Here is a 22,567-nt window from a genome sequence, read left to right on the forward strand (position 1 = left end):
TAATCATAGCCCCGGGCCGATAAATCGCAGGTATCGAGGCCTGCCGAGTCGGTGTTGGATTCTTCGCGGGCTTGCCCGCTCCCACAGGGTTACCACAAGTTTCGAATGCTGCGCAGTACCTGTGGGAGCGGGCGAGCCCGCGAAGAATCCAACACCGATTCAACAGGCCAAGCGCCACAAGAGCGCCCCCGTGCCCCTGACAACTCCTGCCAGAACAACAAGCAAAGGAGCCCCCATGAAGCCCACCGCTTCCCCCCAGCCACGCCGTGCCGCCGCCGCCGCGTTCATCGGTACCATGATCGAGTGGTACGACTTCTACATCTACGCCACCGCCGCCGCCCTGGTGTTCGGCGCGCTGTTCTTCCCCTCCGACAACAGCCTGTTCAGCACCATGGCCGCGTTCGGTACCTTCGCCGTCGGCTTCTTCGCCCGGCCGCTGGGTGGCATCGTCTTCGGCCACGTGGGCGACCGAATCGGCCGCAAGAAGTCGCTGGTCATCACCTTGCTGATGATGGGCATCGTCACCGTGGGCATCGGCCTGCTGCCGACCTACGCACAAATCGGCGCCACCGCGCCGGTACTGCTGATCCTGCTGCGCATCGTCCAGGGCATTGCCGTGGGCGGCGAGTGGGGCGGGGCGGTGCTGATGGCCGGTGAGCATGCACCCAAGGGCCGGCGCAACTTCTTCGCTTCGTTCGCCCAGCTGGGCAGCCCGGCGGGCCTGATCCTGTCGCTGCTGGCCTTTGGCGCGGTCACCCGCCTGCCGGAAGAAGACCTGATGAGCTGGGGCTGGCGCGTGCCATTCCTGGCCAGCGCACTGTTGCTGCTGGTGGGCCTTGCGATTCGCCTGGGGGTGAATGAGTCGCCCGAGTTCATCGCCAGCCGCGAGCAGGCGGAAAAGGCCCGGCGCAAGGAGCAGGCCCCGGTATTCGAAGTGCTGCGCACGGCCTGGCGCCCGCTGTTGCTGTGCATCGGTGCCAATACCCTGGGCATTGCCGGGGTCTACTTCACCAACACCTTCATGATCAGCTACACCACCCAGCAGCTGCACCTGGAGCGTTCGTTGATCCTGGAGTGCCTGTTCTTTGTGGCGATCATCCAGTTCTGCGTACAGCCGTTGGCTGCCTGGCTATCGGAAAAGATCGGCGCCACCCGCTTCCTGGCCCTGGTCGCGCTGCTGGCGATGGCCTCGCCTTACCCGATGTTCGTGCTGGTCAGCTCGGGCCAGGGCCCATTGATCGTACTCGGCATCGCCCTGGCCGCAGCGTGCATGGCGTCGTTCTACGCGGTGATCGCCGGCTACGTCAGCGGCATGTTCGACACCCGCGTGCGCTACACCGCCATTTCCCTGGCCTACCAGATCTGCGGCGCCATCGCGGGCGGCCTGACTCCGCTGATCGGTACCTGGCTGGCCCACACCTTCACCGGCCAATGGTGGCCGATGGCGGTGTTCTACACCCTGATCGCAACCATTTCGCTGGTCTGCGTGCTCGCCCTGGCGCGCCAGTACGCCCGCAGCCAGCGCCTGGAACTGGCCTGATCGAACCGCTTTTTTCTGGAGTACCCGCACATGTTGAAAAGCAATGGCGAACGCCTGTGGGCGAGCCTGATGGCCATGGCCGAAATCGGTGCCACTGCCCGTGGCGGCAGCTGCCGCCTGGCCCTGAGCAACGAGGACAAGGCTGGCCGTGAACTGTTCAGCCACTGGTGCCGCGAAGCCGGCCTGACGCTGACTGTGGATGCCATCGGCAACCTGTTCGCCCGCCGCGCTGGCAGCGACCCCGATGCAGCGCCGGTGATGATGGGCAGCCACCTCGACACCCAACCTGAGGGCGGCCGTTTCGATGGCGTCTACGGTGTGCTGGCAGGCCTTGAAGTGGTGCGCCGGCTCAATGACCTGAACATCCAGACGCGCAAGCCGCTGGAAATCGCCGTATGGACCAACGAGGAGGGCGCCCGCTTCACCCCGGCCATGTTCGGTTCGGCGGTGTTCACCGGTACCCTGGCGCTGGACGAAGCGCTGGCCATTCGCGACGCCGATGGCATCAGCGTCGCCGACGAACTGCAGCGCACCGGTTACGCCGGCCGGCGCTCGCTGGGCGGCCAGGTCGATGCCTATTTCGAGGCGCATATCGAGCAAGGTCCGATCCTTGAAGACAACGCCAAGGCCATTGGCGTGGTCAGCGGTGGGCAGGCTATCCGATGGCTCGACGTCACGGTCGAAGGCATGGCCGCACATGCCGGCACCACGCCGATGCCGCTGCGCAAGGATGCCCTGTTCGGCACCGCACGGATGATCCGGGCGGTCGAGCAACTGGCTGCCGATTTTGCCCCTGAAGGCCTGACCACGGTGGGTGAACTGTCCATCGCCAAGTCCTCGCGCAACACCATTCCGGGGCTGCTGCAGTTCACCGTCGACCTGCGTCATCACCGGGATGAAGCCATCGAGGCGATGGAACGCGACCTGACGTTGAAGCTGCAAGCCATCGCCAATCAGCGCGGGTTGCAGGTGCGTATCGAGCGCCACTGGATAAGCCCGGCCACGCCATTCGATGCCGATTGCGTAGCCGCCGTGCAGCAGGCGGTGGATGGCCTCGGCTATGCCCAGCAGTCGATCGTCAGCGGCGCCGGCCACGACGCCATCCTGCTGGCCCGCTACTGCCCGACCGCCATGGTGTTCATCCCCTGTGTCGGCGGCTTGAGCCACAACGAAGCCGAAGACGTGTTGCCCGACGACGCCCGCCAGGGTGCCGATGTACTGCTCAATGCCGTGCTGGCCCGCGCGGGCCGTATCGAACAAGGAGATGCCTGATGCGTTGTTACTTCCACCCCGAACAGCTGCTGCACCACCCACGCAGCTACTACTCGCGCGGCGCCATGCGCACCCCGCAGGAAGTCCCCGAACGCGCCCAGCGCCTGCTGCAGGCGGCCAAGGATCTGGGCTTCGACATCCGCCAGCCTGAGGACGCCGGCCTCGAACCGCTCAAGGCAGTGCATGGCGAGGCCTACCTGGCCTTCCTCGAAGAGGCCCATGCGCGCTGGAAGGAAGTGCCCGAGGACTGGGGCGACGAGGTCATGTCCAACATCTTCGTGCGTGAACCCAACGCCCTGCGCGGCATCCTCGCCCAGGCCGGGCGCTATCTGGCTGACGGCAGCTGCCCTGTAGGCGAACACACCTGGCGCTCGGCCTATTGGTCTGCGCAAAGCGCAGTGGCCGGTGCCAAGGCCATTCTCGACGGCGAGCCGGCGGCCTATGCCCTGTGCCGGCCGCCAGGCCACCATGCGCGCTTCGATGCGGCCGGTGGTTTCTGCTACCTCAACAACGCCGCTGTCGCTGCCCAGGCCTTGCGCAGCCGCTACAGCCGCGTGGCCATCCTCGATACCGACATGCACCACGGGCAGGGGATTCAGGAAATCTTCTACGACCGCCGGGATGTGCTGTATGTGTCGGTGCATGGCGACCCCACCAATTTCTACCCAGGTGTGGCCGGGTTCGCGGACGAGCGTGGCAGCGGTGCGGGGGAGGGGTACAACCTCAACTTGCCGATGGCGCATGGGGCTAGCGAAGCGGACTTCATGGGCCAGCTGGAGATCGCGCTGGCGGCGGTGAAGGACTTTGGCGCCGAGGTGCTGGTGTTGTCGCTGGGGTTCGATATCTACGAACTCGACCCGCAGAGCAAGGTGGCGGTGACGACTGAAGGGTTTGCGGTATTGGGCGAGCGGATTCGGGCGATGCGCTTGCCGTGCCTGATCGTGCAGGAAGGGGGGTATCACCTGGAGAGCCTGGAGGCGAATGTGCTGGGGTTCTTTGCTGATAAAGCAGATTGGTGATAAGTGCTATATGCCGGCAGCTGTGTTGTCGCTGCCGGCGTCTGTGATGATACTCGGTCTCGGTGAACGAGGATGTACGTGCTGGGCTCTGGAATCAGTTCTGCTTATAGCTCATATCTTTTTTGGGTCAAGAATTCAGGCTCTCGCCAGTTTGGACCTTTGATATAGCCATTTCCACCACGCTGTATCAAACCTTCGTCACTCATTTTCTTAATCAGGTTAATGAGTTGTAGGCAGTCGCCAATGTTCACCCATCCATTTCGATTGTATAGATTGTCGAGTCGTGGATGAGAAATGCCATTTTGCCTGACAAGCCACAGAATTATATCGGTGGGGCTTTCGTTGGTGATTATTTCGCTAATAGTGTTCATTTGTTCTCTCGTGCGATCTGCTGGTCATCTGCTTCAATTGCTTCTGGTGTGTAAAGCAGTTCGAGCTCCGAGGTGAGTTGGTAGTCTTCCAGTGTTGCAGCGTGTGTATTGTTCCATGCTTCACCATCATCGTTCGGCCTGATTTTATCTGGTATTTCAAGGGTGCGAAAGCGCTCCAACTCCCTTATCTCATGTGTGTAAAAGCGCTTGTCGGTGTCCGTTTCTTGCAACTTGCCCTGTAGGATTTTTTCCAGCCTGTTGATCATGATGTCATTTGCATCGGACGGGCCGAAGCGGCTTGTGTATAATTTGACTAATTCGATGCCTGTCGCTGTGATTTTGACCTCGCGCCAATCCAGTCGCTCGATAGGTCCACCTGCTTTGTCTGGATTATAAGCTCGCCCGCTATAAGTGCCTATGGTTGTTGCGTCGGGATAGGGAGAATTGAAAACTACGTACAGTGGTGGCAGACCAGATTCTGGCGGGAAGCAGTAAATACAGTCTTTATAATTCGGTGGTTCATAGGCAGGGAGCGGTGTCGCTTCTATCCATGCGGGTCTGAGATTGACCCCCTCATAGGGGTCCGACAGTATCGGGTCACTGGGGGTTGTAGTTGACGACCCGTTCTCGGTATGAATGGGGAAGCTGAGCCTGATTGGAAAATCACTCGATGGAATCGATGTGTAGCTATTGCCTTCTTTATCCATTACTAAGGGGCGTACAGGCACCTTTTTTTCAGCACTTGTGGAGTTTGCGCGGTTCGTAAGTGTATACGTGTCCAGATTGGCATTTATTCGTAGCGGTGATTCAATTGTCCCGTGCTTAAGCGCAATGTCATGAATATTCGTAGGCAAATCAGGAATGAGTAGTTCAGCAGGCATGCTCAGGGCTGAGTCATGGTACAAATCAGCGTTTCCTAATTCTGATGAATAAAAAAATAAACCTATGCCCAGCCTGAAGATTGGGGTTGCAGTAATGCCCAGTGTCTTAACTTTCTCTATTCCTCTAAGGATATGGCTCTGAAGGCTGCCAAATCTGATTGGGTTAGTTGATATTGTGGTTAATGTTGAGCTTAGCACTATTCCGGAGTTGGGTTTTAAGGTGATGGAATTGCCTTGACTGTCTTTGTTGTGGTTGTTTCTTAATACTATTATGGTTTTCTGCTGGAGGTTTTTGTATTCCTTTTTTATTTTTTCAAGGCAGCGATTTAGTACTATTTCAATTTGCGCGGCAGTAATGCTGCTCATTAAAAAGTACAAATCTTCCTCGATCATATAGAAATCTTGGTCGTGCCAGCGGTTAAAGTGAACGACGTTTTCGAAATGCAGTGCTGCTTCGTCAATGCCTATTGTATATATGTGTTCTGCTAAGTATAGGTTGATATTGCGGATGGCTTGTTTGTGGGTTTTGTTATAAAGGAGCAGGAGGAATTTCTTTTGGGCGTAAAGTTGGCTTGCCTGGTCTGGGTAGGATTGTCTTATGTCTGAATAATGTTTATTCAAATAGTTCTCAAATCCAGGAGTGCTCACTGGGCAGGTAGCCTCGATTTCCTGTATCACATTTTTCGCAATGGTCGTTGCGTTGTCGCTGAGCGCATCATATGAAAGCGATGCTATGTTCGGCGGTGTTATAGGTAGTGTGAACGGGCTGTCCCAAGAAAGGATGTCCTCAAAGTCATATGTAAAAGGCGCGGCTGAGTATATTTCTTGCAGTTCCTGGCTTGTTAGTGTTCTGCGTGAGGTCACGTCTATTTCCCTTGAAGAAGCCTTGAGGTACTAAACCTTGAGGCTTTCGCAAGAAGGGCGGCAGGTGGAATAGATGCACTGCTATTGAGTAGCGAGCGCGACACCAACAGAAATCGTAGATGCCGATGGCTGGTGGGTGTAAGAAGATGGGTTAAGCTGTTGGATCAAGGGAGTTAGACATCTAGTTTTTGTTATAGGCACTCGTTGGCTGAAGTATCCCTGAGGTTTATGGAATAGGTGACGCAGACTGCGGAGGGAGTTGGCCTGCACCTGTGGCAGCGGGCATGTCCGTGAAGAAGCCAGCGTGGCTCAAGCGTGGAGTGTGCAGCTATCGGTGGCAGGCGTAGGCTGGGGGAACCAGAATCTTCGCATCAGGCGCCATCCCTTGGGCAATCCCTGCACAGACTGCAAGCACCAGAGAATCCCCCAGTTCCCCTGTTCCCCTGTTCCCCCCCCACTGCACGCCTAGGCCTAGTTGATGTGCAGAGCGGCGCTCGATCTCACAGGTGCTGAAAAGGTTGCGGCGAACTACACCCCACCCCGCCGCACATGCTTCACCAACACCTTCTCCAGCAACTCCCACATCGCCGGCTCGGTACTGAACGCCACGTTGAACCGCATCCACCCGGTCGCTTTGGCATCGACCATGAACAACTGCCCAGGCCCCAACATGATGCCTTTCTCCAACGCATCATCCAGCAACGCCGCGCTGTCTGGAATCGCCGGGTGGCGGGTCCAGATATACATCCCTTCATCCGACTCGATGAACAGCTCGAAGCCCAGCCGATGCAGATGCCGGCCAACTTCCTGGTGCGCCTCGGCCAGCCGCTGGCGCAGGCGCTTGAGGTGCTTGCGCCAACGCCCGTCGATGATCGCGGCATACACCACGCGCTCCATCACCTGCGAAGTGGTCAGGCCAGAGCGCATCTTCAGGTGCAGCAGCTTCTGCATCAGCTCGGGGTTGGCCAGCATGTAGCCGACCCGCACATTGGGCGAAATGCTCTTGGAGTAGCTGCCCACGTACACCACCTGCTGCAGGTGGTCGAGGCTGGCCAGGCACGGCTGCGGTTCGGCGACCATGTCGGCGTACAGGTTGTTCTCCACCAGGCGGAAGCCGTGCTGGCTGGCCAGTTGCAGCAGGCGGTGCAGCTGCGGTAGCGGCGTGCGCGAGCAGGTCGGGCTGTGCAGGTGCGGCTGGGTGAAGAACGCAGTGGGGCGGTGATGGGTGAGCAACTGTTCCAGCTGGTTCAGGTCGTAGCCGGCCGGTGTGCGCGGCACGCCGACCAGGGTCGCGCCCTGGGTACGCAGGATGCTCATCAGGTTGGGGTAGCCGGGGTCGTCCACCAGCACCACGTCGCCCGGGCGCACCAGGGTGCGCGCGGCCAGGTCCAGGGCCTGGCTGGCGCCATGGGTAAGCATCAGCTGCGCCGGGTTGGCAACGATCGACAGTTCCTGCTGCAGGTTCTGTGCGGTCAGTGCACGCAGCTCCATCAGGCCCATGGGGTCGCCGTAGCCCGACAGCTCCAGCGGGCTGCCGGCCACCTGGCGCAGGCCACGGCGCAGGCCGTCTTCATACATCCAGTCGTTGGGCAGCCAGCCGCACCCGGGCTTGAACGGCAATTGGCGGATTTCGAAGATCTGCTGCAGGTACCACTCGGAGTTGAACGTTGGTCGACTGGTGTCGGCCTCGGCGTTGTGCGGGTCGAGCAATTCGCCCGCCGCGCGGTTGACGAAGAACCCCGCATTGCCCCGGCTCACCAGCAGGCCCTGGGCGACCAGACGGTCGTAGGCCTCGACCACGGTGAAGGTGCTCACCGAATAGCTCGCGGCAAAGGCGCGGATCGAGGGGACCTTGGCGCCTGGCTTGAGGGTCTGGTTGTCGATCAGCTCGCGCAGCCCGTCGATGATCTGGTTCACCAGCGGGGTCGAGGAGTCTGGATGTAATTCGAACATTTGGGCCTTCAGGTTGCGTATCGCCCGGCGTTTGCAAGGTGTATTGCAAGGGCGACCTGTACAGTGCAGTGCGAGTTTCATGCCACTGTGCATGGCTCTCTGCGTCGGACATTTTTACATTAGGTGTCAGATATCGCCACCTAAAGCATGTTCAGTTCGCTCCAGGCGCCTGCCCTGGGGCGCGTCAGCAGGCCGCCATGGAAGGCCTGCGTGTGTTCGCTCACACCATCCTGCGCGCATTAGCACTGATGTACGTGAAACCGCCAGCCATCGGGGTTTCACAGTTTTCCTTGGATAAAAAGAAGCACGGGGTACACAACTGATGGACGCAACATCCACAACCACCACCGCGAAAAGCGGGCATGAGAGCAAGCTCAGTGCCTCGCTCAAGTCGCGCCACCTGACGATGATGTCGATCGCCGGGGTTATCGGCGGCGCCTTGTTCGTCGGTTCCGGCAGCGTGATTCACAGCGCCGGCCCAGCTGCTGTGCTGGCCTACCTGGCAGGCGGCATCCTGGTGGTACTGATCATGCGCATGCTGGGTGAAATGGCGACTTCCTCGCCAGACACCGGTTCGTTCTCCACCTACGCCGATCGCGCCATCGGCCGTTGGGCCGGTTTCACCATCGGCTGGCTGTACTGGTGGTACTGGGTCATCCTCATGGCCTGGGAAGCTTATGTGGCGGGCAAGATCCTGCATGGTTTCTTCCCCGACGTCAGCGTCAACGTGTTCGTGCTGGCCACGACCCTGTTGCTGATCACCGTCAACTTCTTCAACGTCAAGCACTACGGTGAGTTCGAGTTCTGGTTCGCCTTGATCAAGGTGATCGCGATTGTCTGCTTCCTGATCGTGTGTACCGCTGCCGTGCTGAACATCTGGCAGTTCGGTGAAGTGCGTGGCATCAGCCACCTCACCGCCGAAGGCTTCATGCCCAATGGCATCACTACAGTGATCGGTGCCTTGCTCGGGGTGATGTTCGCCTTCCTCGGTGCGGAAATCGTCACCATCGCCGCTTCCGAAGCCAAGGACCCGGCCGCGCAGATCGTCAAGGCGACCAACTCGGTGGTCTGGCGTGTGTGCCTGTTCTACGTGGGGTCGATCTTCCTGATCGTCTGCCTGGTACCGTGGAACGACCCGCACCTGGGCGTTTCCGGCTATGGCGCCTACCGCCGCACCCTGGAGCTGCTGGGCGTGCCGTATGCCGAGCTGCTGATGAACTTCGTGGTGCTGACCTCGGTGAGCAGCTGCCTGATCTCGGGCCACTACACCGCTTCGCGCATGCTGTTCTCCCTGGCCCAGCGTGGCGACGCGCCGTCGTTCTTCAAGATCACCCGCGCCGGCACCGGTGTACCGGTGTACGCGATCATGGGTTCGTGCGCCGTGGCCGTGGTGTGTGCGCTGATCAACTTCAGCGAGACCCTGCGCCCGAAAGACGTGCTGGAAACCCTGATGAATACCACCGGCATGATTGCCCTGCTGGTGTACCTGGTGATTGCCTTCTCGCAGCTGCGCATGCGCCGCAAGCTGATTGCCGAAGGCAAGGAAGTACGCCTGAAGATGTGGCTGTTCCCATGGCTGACCTACCTGGTGATCGCGTTCATCGTGGCCGCCCTGGTAACCATGGCCTTCATGCCTGACTACCAGATCCTGGTGATCTCCACCGGTATCGCCGCGGCAATCGTGGTGGCGATGGGTGTAGTGCACCAGATCCGTACTGGCAAGCAGCACTAAGCGTCACTCGCTTCTCGAAACGGCCGGCTCCCTGGGGGACCCGGCCGTTTTGCGTTATTGGGCCAGGGGTATATGGCCGCCTGTTACATGGCATATGCTGAACACATTGCCCGCCCAAAGGAGCTTCACATGGCCTGGTCCGCCACCCAGTATTCGCAATTCGAAGACGAGCGTACCCGCGCGGTGCGTGACCTGCTGGCCGCTGTACCGGCACGCCCGGTACGCCACGCCACCGACCTGGGCTGTGGCCCTGGCAATTCCACCGAGGTGCTGCTGCAACGTTACCCGGATGCCCAGGTGACGGCCCTGGACAGCGACCCGGACATGATCGACAAGGCCCGCGAGCGCAAACGGCTGTGCATCCCCCGCGTGCGCACAGTCATCGCTGACATTGCCGGCTGGTCCGCCCCCGAGCCGCAGGACCTGATCCTGGCCAATGCCTCGCTGCAATGGGTACCCGACCACGCCTCGCTGTACCCGCACCTGGTGCGCCAGCTGAGCGAAGGTGCCAGCCTGGCCGTGCAGACCCCGGACAACCTCGATGAGCCGGCCCACCGGCAACTGCGCGAAATCGCCAGCCAGGGACCTTGGGCGGCGAAGTTCGCTGATTTCCAGCTGCCGCCACGGCACAGCGCGGCGTTCTACTACGACCTGCTCAGCCCGCTGTGTGCACGGGTGGATGTGTGGCGCACCACTTACCACCACCCGTTGGCCGGCGGTGCCGAAGCCGTGGTGGAATGGTTCAAGGGTTCGGCCTTGCGACCGTATCTGGGGCGGTTGGATGCCCAGGAGCAGGTGGATTTCCTGCAGATGTACCTGCAAGCGATGCAGCGCGACTACCCGCCGGCCACCGATGGCAAGGTGCTGTTGCCGTTCCCGCGGCTGTTCGTGATCGCTACCCGCTAGGGCGGCGCCAGCGCCAGGCCACGTAGCTGTAGATGCCGAGGTTGAGCAGCAGCACGAAAGTGCCCAGCAGCAGCTGGATGTGCGGTGTCAGCCCGGCGGGGTAGATCAACGGCCAGATATAGTGCTCGACGAAGCCGCCCTGATAGCCCGCGTCACCAGCCGCGCTGCGCATGCGGTTTTCCCAGGTGGTCAGCGGGCAGCCCAGGTGCAGGCATTCCACCGCCAGGCCCCAGGCCATCGCCGGCAGGTGCAGCAGCAGGGCAGGGCGCCAGCGCAGTACCAGCAGGCCGCCGAACAGCACCAGCAGGATGAAGAGCAGGTGCAGCAGGACCAGGGTGTCGGCGGCAAGGCGGTAGAGCATGGGTTGTGTGCCGAGGGTTGAGGTTATCCCAGCATAGTTGGGTTGCCTGTGCTGGCCTTTTCGCGGGCTTGCCCGCTCCCACAGGATCACCACAGGTTTTGAATTCTGTGCAGTGCCTGTGGGAGCGGGCGAGCCCGCGAAGAGGCCGGCACAGGCTTACAACCCTTCCTCCACCATCTGCAGGAAGGTCGCCACCACCCGCCGCGTGCGCTGCTCGCTCAGGCACACCAGTGTCTCGGTCAGGTGCCGCTGGCAATCGACGATCGGCAACGCGCACACCCGCGCATCCGCACCAAACTCAGCCGCCGACACCACCCCCACACCAATCCCCACCACCACCGCCTCCCGCGCCGCTTCCCGGCCTTCCACCTGGATCGCCGGGCGAATCCGCAGCCCGGCCCGTTGCATTTCTTCTTCCAGCGTCTGCCGCGTCACCGACCCGGGCTCGCGCAGTACCAGCGGCGTATCGTCCAGATCCGCCAGGCTGATCGCGCCGCGGCTGGCCCAGGGGTGCTGGTGCGAGACAAACGCCACCATCGGGTCGCGGCGCAGCGGCAGGCAGTGCAGCCGCTCATCGTCGACGTCCCGCCCCAGCAGGGCCAGGTCGGCTTGGTAGCTGAACAGCCGGGCCAGCGACTCGTCGGTGTTGCCGGTCTCGATCTTTACCTGGATGCCCGGGTAGCGCTGGCAGAAGCGGGCGATCTGCGGCAGCACGTGCACCGGCGCGTCCACCGCCAGCACCAGGCTGCCGGTGTGCAGCGCACGCGAATCCTGCAGCAGTTCATGGGCCTCGGCCTCGCAGGCGAAAAGGCGCTGGCTGATGCCCAGCAGGCGTTCGCCGAGGTCGGTGAGCTGCACCGAACGCTTGTTGCGGTGGAACAGCAAGACGCCGAAGCGCTCCTCCAGTTTGCGCACCTGGTCCGACACCGCGGGCTGGGTAAGAAACAGCTTTTCGGCGGCGCGGGTAAAGCTGCCGTGCACCGCCACGGCGTGGAAGGCCTTGAGTTGTGCGTGGGAAACCGACATGACGACCTCAGTAACAAGCTGGGCTTATGTGTGAAATACGATAAATCGATTTTATTTATCTTAGCGCAACTGTTTCCATGCATGTCAGCCCGACGCTGGCACCACAAGTGCCGCCAGGGCCATGGCACCCAAACGGCGCCATCTGACCCGATGACAGCCTCGTCATCGCTGTGCGTAACACAAGAACAAGACAGGCGTTTCTTCACATTCTGCCGGCACACTCAAGCAAGAGGTCAGACTTACATGAACCAATCCCTAGCCGCGTTCAAACGCTGGCGTATCCAGATTTTCGCCATTACCTGGCTGGCCTACGCCGCCTTCTACTTCACCCGCAAGGCCTTCTCGGTGGCCAAGCTGGGCATCGGTGAAGACCCCGACTTCATGCTCGACAAGGCCGCCATGGCCAACCTCGACGCCATCTACCTGGCCGCCTACGCCGTGGGCCAGTTCACCTGGGGCATGCTTGCCGACCGCTTTGGCCCACGCGTGGTGGTGCTCGGCGGCCTGCTGATTTCTGCTGTTGCGGCGGTGGTGATGGGCAGTTACGCCACATTCCCGATCTTCGCCACCTGCATGCTGGTGCAGGGCCTGGCGCAATCCACCGGCTGGGCCGGGTTGTGCAAGAACATCGGCAGCTTCTTCCCGGCGTCGCAGCGTGGGCGGGTGCTGGGCCTGTGGAGTTCCTGCTATGCCTTCGGCGGCCTGGTGGCCTCGCCGTTCGCCGGCTGGTGGGCCTATACCCTGGTCGGTACCTGGCACGCGGCGTTCTTCTCCAGTGCCGCGGTGGTGGCACTGGTGGCCGTGCTGTTCTTCTTCCTGCAGCGCAACAAGCCTGAAGACGTCGGCCTGCCGGCGGTGGAGCCCGAGCCGCAGAGCATGGCCCCGGCCGGCAACCTGTGCAGTGTGTGGGCGCCCCTGAAGGAGATCATGCGCAACCGCACGGTGCTGACCCTGGGGCTGGCGTACTTCCTGTTGAAACCGGCGCGCTACGCCATCCTGCTGTGGGGGCCGGTGATCGTCTTCGAGCAGATGCCCTCGGTGGGCAAGGTGGGGGCAGCGATCATCCCGACAGCCTTCGAACTGGCCGGGCTGCTCGGCCCGATCATCATCGGCCTGGCCTCCGACAAGCTGTTCGGCGCCCGGCGCATGCCGGCCTGTGTCATCAGCCTGATGTTGCTGACCGTGGCGTTGGCGGCGTTCATGGCGGCCATGCACACCGGCAGCGTGATCCTGGTGGTGGCCCTGCTGTTCGTCATGGGCCTGACCCTGTACGGGCCGGATTCGATGATCAGCGGTGCCGCGGCCATCGACTTCGGCACCGCCAAGGCCGGTGCCACCGCAGCAGGCTTCGTCAACGGCTGCGGCTCGGTGGGGGCGGTGCTGGGCGGGCTGCTGCCGGGGTACTTCGATGGCGTCACGGTGTTCATCGTGTTTGCCGGCTGCGCGCTGTTCTCGGCGCTGGTGCTGCTGCCGCACTGGAACAGCCGCCCGGCCAGCGCTGCGCAAAGCACCGACGTGGCACCGAATACCAGCATGGCAATCAAGCCACTGCGTACCTGAAAGGAAAGCGAGCGAATGAGACCCTTCTGGCTGCAACAGGCCCTGGATTCGGCGCAAGAGGCGGTGTGCCCGCCGCTGCAAGGCGATGCCCGTTGCGATGTATGCATCGTCGGCGGCGGCTATACCGGCCTGTGGACCGCACTGATGCTCAAGGAAGCGGTGCCGGCCCTGGATATCGTGCTGATCGAGGCCGATATCTGCGGTGCCGGTGCCAGTGGCCGCAATGGTGGCTGTGCGTTGTCGTGGTCGGCGAAGTACTTCACCCTCGAGCGGCTGTTCGGGGTGGCCGAGGCGGTGCGCCTGGTGCGTGAGTCGGAGCGCAGCATCGGTGAGATCGGCGCGTTCTGCTCGGCCAATGGCATCGACTGCGACTACCGCCTGGATGGCACGCTGTACACCGCCACCAACGCCGCGCAGGTCGGCGCCACCGACGCGGTGATCGCCGCGCTGGAGCAAAAGGGGATCAATTCGTTTCGCCGCCTGCCGCTGCCGCAGGTGCAGCGCCTGGCGGGTTCGGCGCGGCACCTGGAAGGCTGGTTCTCGCCGGCCGCGGCCACGGTGCAGCCGGGCAAGCTGGTGCGCGGCCTGCGCCGGGTGGCCTTGCAGCGTGGCGTGCGCATCCATGAGGGCACCGCCATGACCGGCCTGGAGCACGGCGCCCCGGTGCAGGTGCGCACGGCCCATGGCACGGTGCGCGCCGACCGCGTGGTATTGGGCCTGAATGCCTGGATGGCGCGGGCTTTCCCGCAGTTCGAGCGCAGTGTGGCGATTGTTTCCAGCGACATGGTGATCACCGAACCTTGCCCCGAGCTGCTGCACCAGGTCGGCCTGGACAGCGGCATCAGCGTGCTCGATTCGCGGATTTTCGTGCATTACTACCACAACACCTCCGATGGTCGGCTGATGCTCGGCAAGGGCGGCAATACCTTCGCCTATGGCGGGCGCATGCTGCCGGTGTTCGACCAGCCGTCGCCGTACCGGCCGCTGCTGCGTGAAAGCCTGGGCGGCTTTTTCCCGGCGCTGGCCGAGGTGCCGCTGGCGGCCAGCTGGAACGGGCCGTCCGATCGCTCGGTAACCGGTTTGCCGTTCTTTGGCCGGCTGGACGGGCAGGGCAACGTGTTCTACGGCTTTGGTTACTCCGGCAGCGGCGTCGGGCCGTGCCACATGGGCGGGCAGATTCTGTCGTCGCTGGCACTGGGGCTGGACAACCCATGGACCCGTTCGCCGCTGGTCAAGGGGCCGCTGGGGCTGTTCCCGCCCGAGCCGATCCGCTATCTGGGCTCGCTGATGGTGCGCAATGCCATCCGCCGCAAGGAGCGGGCAGAGGACCGCGGGCTGCGGCCGCGCAGGCTGGATGTGCGCCTGGCGCGGTTTGCCGCGGCGGCGGGCAAGGCCGATAAAGGCTGATATTTTGGGGGCGCTTCGCACCCCTGTCGCGACACAAGGCCGCTCCTACAGGGGACGCGTAAGCCCAGATTGGCGCGCTTCTTCTGTAGGAGCGGCCTTGTGTCGCGATAGGGTCGCGAAGCGGCCCCAGCGATTTCTTGTCGAACACAGGCCAGAGGGCGTATAAACTGCACCCACTTTTGGCCGGTCGCTTCCTGAACCGGCCGCTGAAACAAGAGAGTCGACATGGGCGCACAGTGGAAAGCCAAACATAAAGAAGCCGCGGCCAACGCCAAAGGCAAGATCATGGGCAAGCTGTCCAAAGAGATCCAGATCGCCGCCAAGTCCGGCGCCGACCCGGACATGAACCCACGCCTGCGCCTGGCCATCGAGCAGGCCAAGAAGGCCTCGATGACCCGCGAGACCCTGGAGCGCGCAATCCGCAAGGGCGCGGGCCTGGACGGCGATGCCGTGCAGTACTCGGCGGTAAGCTACGAAGGTTTCGCCCCGCACCAGGTGCCGCTGATCGTCGAGTGCCTGACCGACAACGTCAACCGCACCGTCGCGCAAATCCGCGTGCTGTTCCGCAAGGGCCAGCTGGGTGCCAGCGGTTCGGTGGCCTGGGACTTCAACCATGTCGGCCTGATCGAAGCCACCCCGAACGGCGACGCCGACCCGGAAATGGCGGCCATCGAAGCCGGCGCCCAGGACTTCGAGGAAGGCGACGAAGAGGGTTCGACCCTGTTCATCACCGACACCACCGACCTGGACGCCGTGCAGAAGGCCCTGCCGGAGCACGGCTTCACCGTGACCTCGGCGAAGATCGGCTACACCCCGAAGAACCCGGTGAGCGCGGCCAGCCTGAGTGCCGAAGCGCTGGCCGAGGTGGAAGCGTTCCTCGAAGCCATCGACGAGAACGATGACGTGCAGAACGTTTATGTTGGCCTGACTGACTGATCTGCTTCTCTGGGGCCGCTTTGCGGCCCAATCGCCGGCAAGCCAGCTCCCACAGGTACAGCACAAGCCCCGATGGTTGTGGTGACCCTGTGGGAGCTGGCTTGCCGGCGATTGGGCCGGTCGATCCTTTAGAAGGGAGCCTGTATGAACCCCGCTTTCGCCTCCCTCAGCCTCGCCCACCTGCGCACCCTCGACCACCTGCTGCAGCTGAAGAACCTCAGCCACGCCGCCGAGCGCCTCGGCGTCAGCCAGTCCGCCCTCAGCCGCCAGCTGGCCCACCTGCGCGAAGCCTTCGACGACCCGTTGCTGGTACGCCAGGGCCGCGGTTACGTACTCAGCGAACACGCCGAAGCCCTGGTCGAACCCCTGCGCCAGGTTCTCGAGGAGCTGCACGCCCTGCGCCAGCCCGCGGTGTTCGACCCGGCGCGTTGCGAGCGGCGCTTCTGTCTGGCCGCGTCGGACTATGTGGCCGAGCACATGCTGCCGCTGCTGGTGGCGGCGCTGGAGCGCGAAGCGCCGGGTGTATCGCTGGAGTACCGCACCTGGCAGGCCGGCCAGTACGCCTTGCTGGCCAGCGGCGAGATCGACCTGGCCACCACCTTGTTCGACGAGTCGCCACCCAACCTGCACGGTCGTCTGTTGGGCGAGGACCGGGCAGTGTGCCTGATGCGCCACGACCACCCACTGGCTGCCCACGGTGCGCTCAGCCAGGCCGACTACCTGGCGCACAAGCATGTGCGTATTTCCGGTGGAGGCGACAAGGACAGCTTCATCGACCGCCACTTGCGCGCCCAGGGCCTGCAACGGCGGGTCAGCCTGGAAGTGCCGTTCTTCTCGGCCACCGTGCAGGTGATTGCCAATAGCCAGGCGCTGGCCACCGTGCCCGAGCACATCGCCCGGCAGCTGTGCCGCCTGCATGACCTGGCCTGGCGGCCGCTGGGTTTCATCGACCACAGCCAGCGCTACTGGGTGGTGTGGCACCAGCGCCTGCAGGCCTCGGCCGAACACCGCTGGTTGCGCAACCGGGTGTTCGAGTTGTGGCGCCAGTCGCAGTTTGGCGTGCAGGGTGGGCATGCGGGTTTGCCATAGCAGGTATGCGCGAGGCGGGGTTATTCACTTCGGGATAGGTGCCTAGACTGGGGCATTGTGTTGCCTGTACCGGCCTCTTCGCGGGTAAACCCGCTCCTACAAACGATGCAATACCTGTGGGAGCGGGCGTGCCCGCGAAGAGGCCAGCACAGGCAGCGAAAAAACCCACAGGAGACCCCAGGTGACCCCCGAACAATTCCGCCAGTACGGCCACCAACTGATCGACCTGATCGCCGACTACCGCCAATCCGTCGGCGAGCGCCCGGTCATGGCCCAGGTCGAGCCCGGCTATCTCAAGGCTGCGTTGCCTGCACAGGCCCCCCGGCAAGGCGAGCCTTTCGCAGCGATCCTCGACGACGTCAACCAGTTGGTCATGCCCGGCCTGTCCCATTGGCAGCACCCGGACTTCTACGGCTACTTCCCCTCCAATGGCACCCTGTCGTCGGTCCTCGGTGACTTCCTCAGCACTGGCCTGGGCGTGCTGGGCCTTTCGTGGCAGTCCAGCCCGGCCCTGAGCGAGCTGGAGGAAACCACCCTCGACTGGCTGCGTCAGCTGCTCGGCCTTTCTGGCCAATGGAGCGGGGTGATCCAGGACACCGCATCCACCAGCACCCTGGTGGCGCTGATCTGCGCACGGGAACGCGCCAGCGACTACGCACTGGTACGCGGCGGCCTGCAAGCCCAGGCCAAGCCGCTGATCGTCTATGTCAGCGCCCATGCCCACAGCTCGGTGGACAAAGCCGCATTGCTGGCCGGTTTTGGCCGCGACAACATACGCCTGATCCCGACCGACGAACGCTACGCTCTGCGCCCGGAGGCCCTGCAGGCTGCGATCGAGCAGGACCTGGCCGCTGGCAACCAGCCTTGCGCGGTGGTCGCGACCACCGGCACCACCGCCACCACGGCCCTCGACCCACTGCGGCCGATCGGCGAGATCGCCCAGGCCCATGGCCTGTGGCTGCATGTGGACTCGGCCATGGCCGGCTCGGCGATGATCCTGCCGGAATGCCGCTGGATGTGGGACGGCATCGAGCTGGCCGATTCGCTGGTGGTCAACGCGCACAAGTGGCTGGGCGTGGCCTTCGATTGCTCGATCTACTACGTGCGCGACCCGCAGCACCTGATCCGGGTCATGAGCACCAACCCCAGCTACCTGCAGTCGGCGGTGGATGGCGAGGTGAAGAACCTGCGTGACTGGGGTATCCCGCTGGGCCGCCGGTTCCGCGCATTGAAGCTGTGGTTCATGCTGCGCAGCGAGGGGGTCGAGGCGTTGCAGGCACGGCTGCGGCGTGACCTGGACAATGCCCAGTGGCTGGCCGGGCAAATCGGCGCGGCGACGGAGTGGGAGGTGCTGGCGCCGGTGCAGTTGCAGACGTTGTGCATTCGCCATCGGCCGGCGGGGCTGGAAGGGGAGGCGCTGGATGCGCATACCAAGGGCTGGGCCGAACGGCTGAATGCGTCTGGGGATGCCTATGTGACGCCGGCGACGCTGGATGGGCGGTGGATGGTGCGGGTGTCGATTGGCGCATTGCCGACCGAGCGGGAGCATGTCGAACAGCTTTGGGCGCGCTTGCAGGAAGTGGTCAAGGGCTGAAACTGCCGGGGCCGCGTTGCGGCCCATTCGCGGGCAAGCCCGCTCCCACAGAATCGCATCAAGGCTCAAGCTGACACGGTACCTGTAGGAGCGGGCTTGCCCGCGAAAGGGCTCCCACAGGGACCGCACAAGACTTGAAGCCTGTGCGGTCAAGGTAGGAGCGGGCTTGCCCGCGAAAGGGCTCCCACAGGGACCGCACAAGGCTTGAAGCCTATGCGGTCAAGGTGGGAGCTGGCTTGCCGGCGAAAGGGCTGCAGAGCAGCCCCCTGCAATCTCAGTGGCTCACCGCCTGAAAGCTCCCTTTACGGCTAGCCTCATACGCGGTCTTGTCCATCGGCTTGGCATCGGGGTTACCCAGGTCTTCCATCGCCAGGCGATGGGTTTCCGGTGCAATGTAGGCTGCCAAAGCACACACGCAGGTGATGAAGAACGCCAGGCTACCAACCACCAACGGGATGTTGTCCGAACCGGGCGGGGCTACCAAGGCGAACAGTGCCGGCAGCATGGCGGTCAGCATGGTGCCGATGTTCTGCGCGATGGCCATGGCCGAAACGCGGTAGCGAGTGTGGAACAGCTCTGGGTAGAAGCTTGGGAACACCGCGTTGTAACCCTGGTACACCATGCCCCACATCACGATCGACGAGGCGAACGCCAGCGGTACGTTCTGGATGCTGATCGCATACAGGTAGACGAAGGCTAGCAGGCCAGAGCCCAGGCAACCGGCGATCATGGTCGGGCGACGGCCGATCTTGTCGGACAGGTTGCCGACAAACGGAATCACCAGCACCGCGACGATGTTGCCGACTACCGGAATCCACAGGTACACGCTCTTGTCGAAGCCGATGCCATAGGCCGGCTGCACCGCGTAGGCCGCACCGAAGATGGTGGCGACCACCGGGATCACGTTCATCAAGGCCATGAACATCACCAGCACCATGTGCTTCCAGCTGTGGCGGAAGGCCTCGCTGATCGGCGACTTGGCGACCTTGTCCTGCTTCTCTTCCTTCACGAACGCCGGGGTTTCGTGCACTTCCTTACGGATGATGAAGCCGGCGATCAGCACGAAGGCGCTCAGCAGGAACGGAATGCGCCAGCCCCAGTCGTTGAAGGCTTCGCTGGGCATGGAGTAGGCCAGCGGCAGGAACACAGCCGCCGCCAGCACCTGGCCAGCCTGCACGCCTTGCAAGGTGAAGCTGGCGTAGTAGCCCCGTCGACCGAACGGTGCGTGCTCCATGATCATGGAACTGGCTCCGGAGATTTCCCCGGCCACGGCAAAGCCCTGGACCAGGCGCAGCACCACCAGCAACGCCGGGGCGAGCAGGCCGATGTCGTGGTAGGTGGGCAGCAGGCCAACGGCCATGGTCGACAGGCCCATCAGGAACATGCACAGCAGCAGTACGTTCTTGCGGCCGCGGGTGTCACCCCAGTGGCCCAGCACGAAGGCGCCGACCGGGCGCGCCAGGTAACCCACGCCGTAGGTGGCCAGCGAGGCGATGATGGCCATTTTCGGGTCGGTGTTGGGGAAGAAGATCTGCGGGAAAATCAGCGCAGCAGCCTGGGCGTAGATGAAGAAGTCGTAGTACTCGAGTGCCGAGCCTATCCATCCACTGGCAGTCGCTTTCTTGGCTTGAGAGCTGGAGTGAGCCATCGTTGTCTCCGTTGTTATTGTTGTTTGCACAGGTTCCGCCGGAGATTCGCCAAGGCAGGAGGCGAGGGTCGGTGTGCCTGCGTCTGTGGTTCATGTTGACCACGGGCCAGTGGGCTGGCAATTCGCTAAAACCGGTTTTGTTCGATAATCGAACGCAAAACTAACCATTCCGTACAAAGAGATTGAAGCGACGACTTTACCTGCGAATAATCGATCGTGCCAGGAACTGTGGTCCTGATTTTCCAGGTCTGGCCCTATCGCCGGCAAGCCAGCTCCCACAAGGTATGCGCCAATCCTGTGGGAGCTGGCTTGCCGGCGATAGGGCCGGTACAGGCAGCCCTGGCCTCAACCTCCAACAACAAGGAACTCCCGCCATGCAGCGTTCGATCGCTACCGTGTCCTTGAGCGGCACCCTGCCGGAAAAGCTCGAAGCCATCGCCGCCGCCGGTTTTGACGGCGTCGAGATCTTCGAAAACGACCTGCTCTATTACGCCGGCAGCCCGCGCCAGGTACGGCAGATGTGCGCCGACCTGGGTATTGCCATCACCCTGTTCCAGCCGTTCCGCGATTTCGAGGGTTGCCGCCGCGACCGCCTGCAGAAAAACCTCGACCGCGCCGAGCGCAAGTTCGACCTGATGCAGGAACTGGGCACCGACCTGGTGCTGGTATGCAGCAACGTCCAGGCCGATGCCCTGGGCGAAGAACAATTGCTGGTTGATGACTTGCGCCTGCTGGCCGAGCACGCTGGCAAACGCGGCCTGCGCATTGGCTACGAAGCCCTGGCCTGGGGCCGCCACGTCAATACCTACCAGCAGGTCTGGAACTTGGTGCGCCAGGCCGACCACCCGGCCCTCGGGGTGATCCTCGACAGCTTCCACACCTTGTCGCTCAAGGGCGACCCGAGCGCGATCCGCGATATCCCCGGCGACAAGATCTTCTTCGTGCAAATGGCCGACGCGCCGATCCTGGCCATGGATGTGCTGGAGTGGAGCCGCCACTTCCGCTGCTTCCCGGGGCAGGGCGAGATGGACATGGCCGGTTTCCTGGCGCCGATCCTTGCCACCGGCTACCGCGGGCCGCTGTCGCTGGAAATCTTCAACGACGGCTTCCGCGCCGCACCGCCCCGGCAGAATGCCGCCGACGGCCTGCGTTCGCTGCTGTATCTCGAAGAGCACACCCGCCTGCGCCTGGAGCAGGAAGGTACCTCGATCGAGCCCGGTGTGCTGTTCACCCCACCGGCGGCCAGTGCTTATGACGGCGTGGAGTTCCTCGAGTTTGCAGTCGACGAAGCCGTCGGCGCGCGCCTGGGCAGCTGGCTGAAGCGCCTGGGCTTTGCCGATGCCGGCAAGCACCGCAGCAAAGAGGTGCAGTTGCTGCGCCAGGGCGATATCAACATTGTGCTGAACGCTGAACCCTATTCCTTCGGCCACAACTTCTTCGAGGCCCACGGGCCGTCGCTGTGTGCCACCGCGCTGCGGGTCAAGGACCAGCAAGCCGCCCTGAAGCGCGCCACCGCCTTCCGTGGCCAGCCATTCCGTGGCCTGGTCGGGCCCAACGAGTGCGAAGTGCCGGCGGTACGTGCGCCAGATGGCAGCCTGCTGTACCTGGTGGAGCAGGGTACTGCCGGCCAGACCCTGTACGACACCGACTTCAGCCTGGACAAGAACGCCACCGCCACCGGCGGCCTGCGCCGTATCGACCACATGGCCCTGGCCCTGCCGGCCGAGTCGCTGGACAGCTGGGTGCTGTTCTACAAGAGCCTGTTCGATTTCGAAGCCGATGACGAAGTGGTGCTGCCGGACCCGTACGGCCTGGTCAAGAGCCGCGCGCTGCGTAGCCAATGCGGCACCCTGCGCCTGCCGCTGAACATCTCGGAAAACCGCAACACCGCCATCGCCCATGCGCTGTCCAGCTATCGTGGTTCGGGCGTGCACCACATCGCTTTCGATTGCGACGACATCTTCCGCGAAGTGGCGCGGGCCAAACTGGCCGGGGTACCGTTGCTGGAGATCCCGCTGAACTACTACGACGACCTGGCGGCGCGTTTCGATTTCGACGACGAGTTCCTCAGCGAACTGGCCTACTACAACGTGCTGTACGACCGCGATGCCCAGGGCGGCGAGCTGTTCCACGTGTATACCGAGCCGTTCGAAGAGCGTTTCTTCTTCGAGATCATCCAGCGCAAGGGGGGTTATGCCGGTTACGGTGCGGCCAACGTTGCGGTGCGCCTGGCGGCCATGGCCAAGGCCCGCAGCGGGGCGGCGCGCAAGCCAGTCCTCTGAGCCCGGCGCGGTCCCTGTAGGAGCGGCCTTGTGTCGCGATGGGCCGCAAGGCGGCCCCAGGATTTCAGCAGCACCGCATGAATCCTGGGGCCGCTTTGCGGCCCATCGCGACACAAGGCCGCTCCT

18 protein-coding genes are annotated in these 22,567 nt (G+C 62.9%); 12 read left to right on the forward strand and 6 right to left on the reverse strand.

Annotated elements, in window-relative coordinates:
- Positions 1-235: 235 nt before the first annotated feature.
- The 3 genes from AC2T3R_RS10035 to AC2T3R_RS10045 are packed head-to-tail and all read left to right on the forward strand — an operon-like array spanning position 236 to position 3,831.
- Positions 236-1,540 carry an MFS transporter gene (locus AC2T3R_RS10035; RefSeq protein ID WP_486745021.1) on the forward strand — a complete coding sequence of 435 codons (1,305 nt, stop codon included), beginning with the start codon at positions 236-238 and terminating at the stop codon, positions 1,538-1,540.
- A gap of 30 nt (positions 1,541-1,570) precedes the next feature.
- On the forward strand, positions 1,571-2,812 hold the full coding sequence (locus AC2T3R_RS10040) for a Zn-dependent hydrolase (RefSeq protein WP_486745022.1): 1,242 nt from the start codon (positions 1,571-1,573) through the stop codon (positions 2,810-2,812).
- The gene (locus AC2T3R_RS10045) at positions 2,812-3,831 is read left to right on the forward strand and encodes a histone deacetylase family protein (protein WP_486745023.1); all 1,020 of its coding nucleotides are present in this window, start codon (positions 2,812-2,814) and stop codon (positions 3,829-3,831) included. Before AC2T3R_RS10040 ends, AC2T3R_RS10045 begins: the two co-directional genes overlap by 1 nt.
- A gap of 104 nt (positions 3,832-3,935) precedes the next feature.
- Here the strand turns inward: AC2T3R_RS10045 and AC2T3R_RS10050 are convergent, their stop codons facing one another.
- From AC2T3R_RS10050 to AC2T3R_RS10060, 3 genes are all read right to left on the reverse strand, one after another.
- A complete protein-coding gene (locus tag AC2T3R_RS10050; RefSeq protein ID WP_085619215.1) occupies positions 3,936-4,202 on the reverse strand; it encodes a hypothetical protein in 267 nt (88 codons plus the stop codon).
- Positions 4,199-5,947 carry an S-type pyocin domain-containing protein gene (locus AC2T3R_RS10055; protein WP_486745024.1) on the reverse strand — a complete coding sequence of 583 codons (1,749 nt, stop codon included), beginning with the start codon at positions 5,945-5,947 and terminating at the stop codon, positions 4,199-4,201. The genes AC2T3R_RS10050 and AC2T3R_RS10055 overlap by 4 nt, the downstream gene beginning before the upstream one ends.
- Positions 5,948-6,475: 528 nt before the next feature.
- Complete coding sequence (locus AC2T3R_RS10060) at positions 6,476-7,900, reverse strand: aminotransferase-like domain-containing protein (RefSeq protein ID WP_015269943.1); 1,425 nt, start codon at positions 7,898-7,900, stop codon at positions 6,476-6,478.
- Between the two features lie 197 nt (positions 7,901-8,097).
- On the opposite strand from AC2T3R_RS10060, the gene AC2T3R_RS10065 reads away from it, so the two are divergent.
- The 3 genes from AC2T3R_RS10065 to tam all read left to right on the forward strand — a co-directional run bounded on the left by AC2T3R_RS10065 (position 8,098) and on the right by tam (position 10,538).
- A complete protein-coding gene (locus tag AC2T3R_RS10065; protein WP_023661944.1) occupies positions 8,098-8,223 on the forward strand; it encodes a hypothetical protein in 126 nt (41 codons plus the stop codon).
- A complete protein-coding gene (locus AC2T3R_RS10070; protein ID WP_025338600.1) occupies positions 8,223-9,632 on the forward strand; it encodes an amino acid permease in 1,410 nt (469 codons plus the stop codon). The genes AC2T3R_RS10065 and AC2T3R_RS10070 overlap by 1 nt, the downstream gene beginning before the upstream one ends.
- Positions 9,633-9,761: 129 nt before the next feature.
- A complete protein-coding gene (gene tam, locus AC2T3R_RS10075; protein ID WP_085663260.1) occupies positions 9,762-10,538 on the forward strand; it encodes a trans-aconitate 2-methyltransferase in 777 nt (258 codons plus the stop codon).
- Here the strand turns inward: tam and AC2T3R_RS10080 are convergent.
- Positions 10,528-10,899, reverse strand: a complete 372-nt coding sequence (locus AC2T3R_RS10080) for a DUF2784 domain-containing protein (RefSeq protein WP_024086770.1) — start codon at positions 10,897-10,899, stop codon at positions 10,528-10,530. The two genes, tam and AC2T3R_RS10080, sit on opposite strands and share 11 nt — an antisense overlap.
- Before the next feature lie 156 nt (positions 10,900-11,055).
- Entirely contained in the window at positions 11,056-11,925 is an 870-nt protein-coding gene (locus AC2T3R_RS10085) for a LysR substrate-binding domain-containing protein (RefSeq protein ID WP_013972053.1), read from the reverse strand.
- Between the two features lie 243 nt (positions 11,926-12,168).
- Between AC2T3R_RS10085 and AC2T3R_RS10090 the strand changes: the two genes are divergently transcribed.
- The 5 genes from AC2T3R_RS10090 (at position 12,169) to AC2T3R_RS10110 (ending at position 18,511) form a co-directional block, all read left to right on the forward strand.
- Complete coding sequence (locus AC2T3R_RS10090) at positions 12,169-13,485, forward strand: MFS transporter (RefSeq protein ID WP_486745025.1); 1,317 nt, start codon at positions 12,169-12,171, stop codon at positions 13,483-13,485.
- Positions 13,486-13,500: 15 nt separating this feature from the next.
- Positions 13,501-14,892, forward strand: coding sequence for an FAD-dependent oxidoreductase (locus tag AC2T3R_RS10095; protein ID WP_411959470.1), 1,392 nt, complete (start codon positions 13,501-13,503; stop codon positions 14,890-14,892).
- A gap of 225 nt (positions 14,893-15,117) precedes the next feature.
- A complete protein-coding gene (locus tag AC2T3R_RS10100) occupies positions 15,118-15,828 on the forward strand; it encodes a YebC/PmpR family DNA-binding transcriptional regulator (protein WP_013972055.1) in 711 nt (236 codons plus the stop codon).
- Positions 15,829-15,972: 144 nt separating this feature from the next.
- Complete coding sequence (locus AC2T3R_RS10105; protein ID WP_085619196.1) at positions 15,973-16,917, forward strand: LysR family transcriptional regulator; 945 nt, start codon at positions 15,973-15,975, stop codon at positions 16,915-16,917.
- 181 nt (positions 16,918-17,098) lie between these two features.
- A complete protein-coding gene (locus tag AC2T3R_RS10110; RefSeq protein WP_486745026.1) occupies positions 17,099-18,511 on the forward strand; it encodes a DOPA decarboxylase in 1,413 nt (470 codons plus the stop codon).
- A 274-nt stretch (positions 18,512-18,785) separates the two neighbouring features.
- Here AC2T3R_RS10110 and AC2T3R_RS10115 read toward each other — a convergent pair whose 3' ends face one another.
- Positions 18,786-20,159 (reverse strand): MFS transporter, encoded by a 1,374-nt coding sequence (locus AC2T3R_RS10115; RefSeq protein WP_486745028.1) that lies wholly within the window; start codon positions 20,157-20,159, stop codon positions 18,786-18,788.
- 374 nt (positions 20,160-20,533) lie between these two features.
- Between AC2T3R_RS10115 and quiC the strand changes: the two genes are divergently transcribed.
- Positions 20,534-22,441 carry a 3-dehydroshikimate dehydratase QuiC gene (gene quiC, locus AC2T3R_RS10120; RefSeq protein WP_038409298.1) on the forward strand — a complete coding sequence of 636 codons (1,908 nt, stop codon included), beginning with the start codon at positions 20,534-20,536 and terminating at the stop codon, positions 22,439-22,441.
- Positions 22,442-22,567: the final 126 nt, after the last annotated feature.

Source organism: Pseudomonas sp. PVC-5-1 (genome assembly GCF_057444345.1).

Excerpts from the sequence above, each read along its gene's own strand:
- AC2T3R_RS10035 (WP_486745021.1), top strand. The coding sequence starts at position 236 with ATGAAGCCCACCGCTTCCCCCCAGCCACGCCGTGCCGCCGCCGCCGCG.
- AC2T3R_RS10040 (WP_486745022.1), top strand. The coding sequence starts at position 1,571 with ATGTTGAAAAGCAATGGCGAACGCCTGTGGGCGAGCCTGATGGCCATG.
- AC2T3R_RS10045 (WP_486745023.1), top strand. The coding sequence starts at position 2,812 with ATGCGTTGTTACTTCCACCCCGAACAGCTGCTGCACCACCCACGCAGC.
- AC2T3R_RS10050 (WP_085619215.1), bottom strand. The coding sequence starts at position 4,202 with ATGAACACTATTAGCGAAATAATCACCAACGAAAGCCCCACCGATATA.
- AC2T3R_RS10060 (WP_015269943.1), bottom strand. The coding sequence starts at position 7,900 with ATGTTCGAATTACATCCAGACTCCTCGACCCCGCTGGTGAACCAGATC.
- AC2T3R_RS10065 (WP_023661944.1), top strand. The coding sequence starts at position 8,098 with ATGGAAGGCCTGCGTGTGTTCGCTCACACCATCCTGCGCGCATTAGCA.
- AC2T3R_RS10070 (WP_025338600.1), top strand. The coding sequence starts at position 8,223 with ATGGACGCAACATCCACAACCACCACCGCGAAAAGCGGGCATGAGAGC.
- tam (WP_085663260.1), top strand. The coding sequence starts at position 9,762 with ATGGCCTGGTCCGCCACCCAGTATTCGCAATTCGAAGACGAGCGTACC.
- AC2T3R_RS10080 (WP_024086770.1), bottom strand. The coding sequence starts at position 10,899 with ATGCTCTACCGCCTTGCCGCCGACACCCTGGTCCTGCTGCACCTGCTC.
- AC2T3R_RS10085 (WP_013972053.1), bottom strand. The coding sequence starts at position 11,925 with ATGTCGGTTTCCCACGCACAACTCAAGGCCTTCCACGCCGTGGCGGTG.
- AC2T3R_RS10090 (WP_486745025.1), top strand. The coding sequence starts at position 12,169 with ATGAACCAATCCCTAGCCGCGTTCAAACGCTGGCGTATCCAGATTTTC.
- AC2T3R_RS10095 (WP_411959470.1), top strand. The coding sequence starts at position 13,501 with ATGAGACCCTTCTGGCTGCAACAGGCCCTGGATTCGGCGCAAGAGGCG.
- AC2T3R_RS10100 (WP_013972055.1), top strand. The coding sequence starts at position 15,118 with ATGGGCGCACAGTGGAAAGCCAAACATAAAGAAGCCGCGGCCAACGCC.
- AC2T3R_RS10105 (WP_085619196.1), top strand. The coding sequence starts at position 15,973 with ATGAACCCCGCTTTCGCCTCCCTCAGCCTCGCCCACCTGCGCACCCTC.
- AC2T3R_RS10115 (WP_486745028.1), bottom strand. The coding sequence starts at position 20,159 with ATGGCTCACTCCAGCTCTCAAGCCAAGAAAGCGACTGCCAGTGGATGG.
- quiC (WP_038409298.1), top strand. The coding sequence starts at position 20,534 with ATGCAGCGTTCGATCGCTACCGTGTCCTTGAGCGGCACCCTGCCGGAA.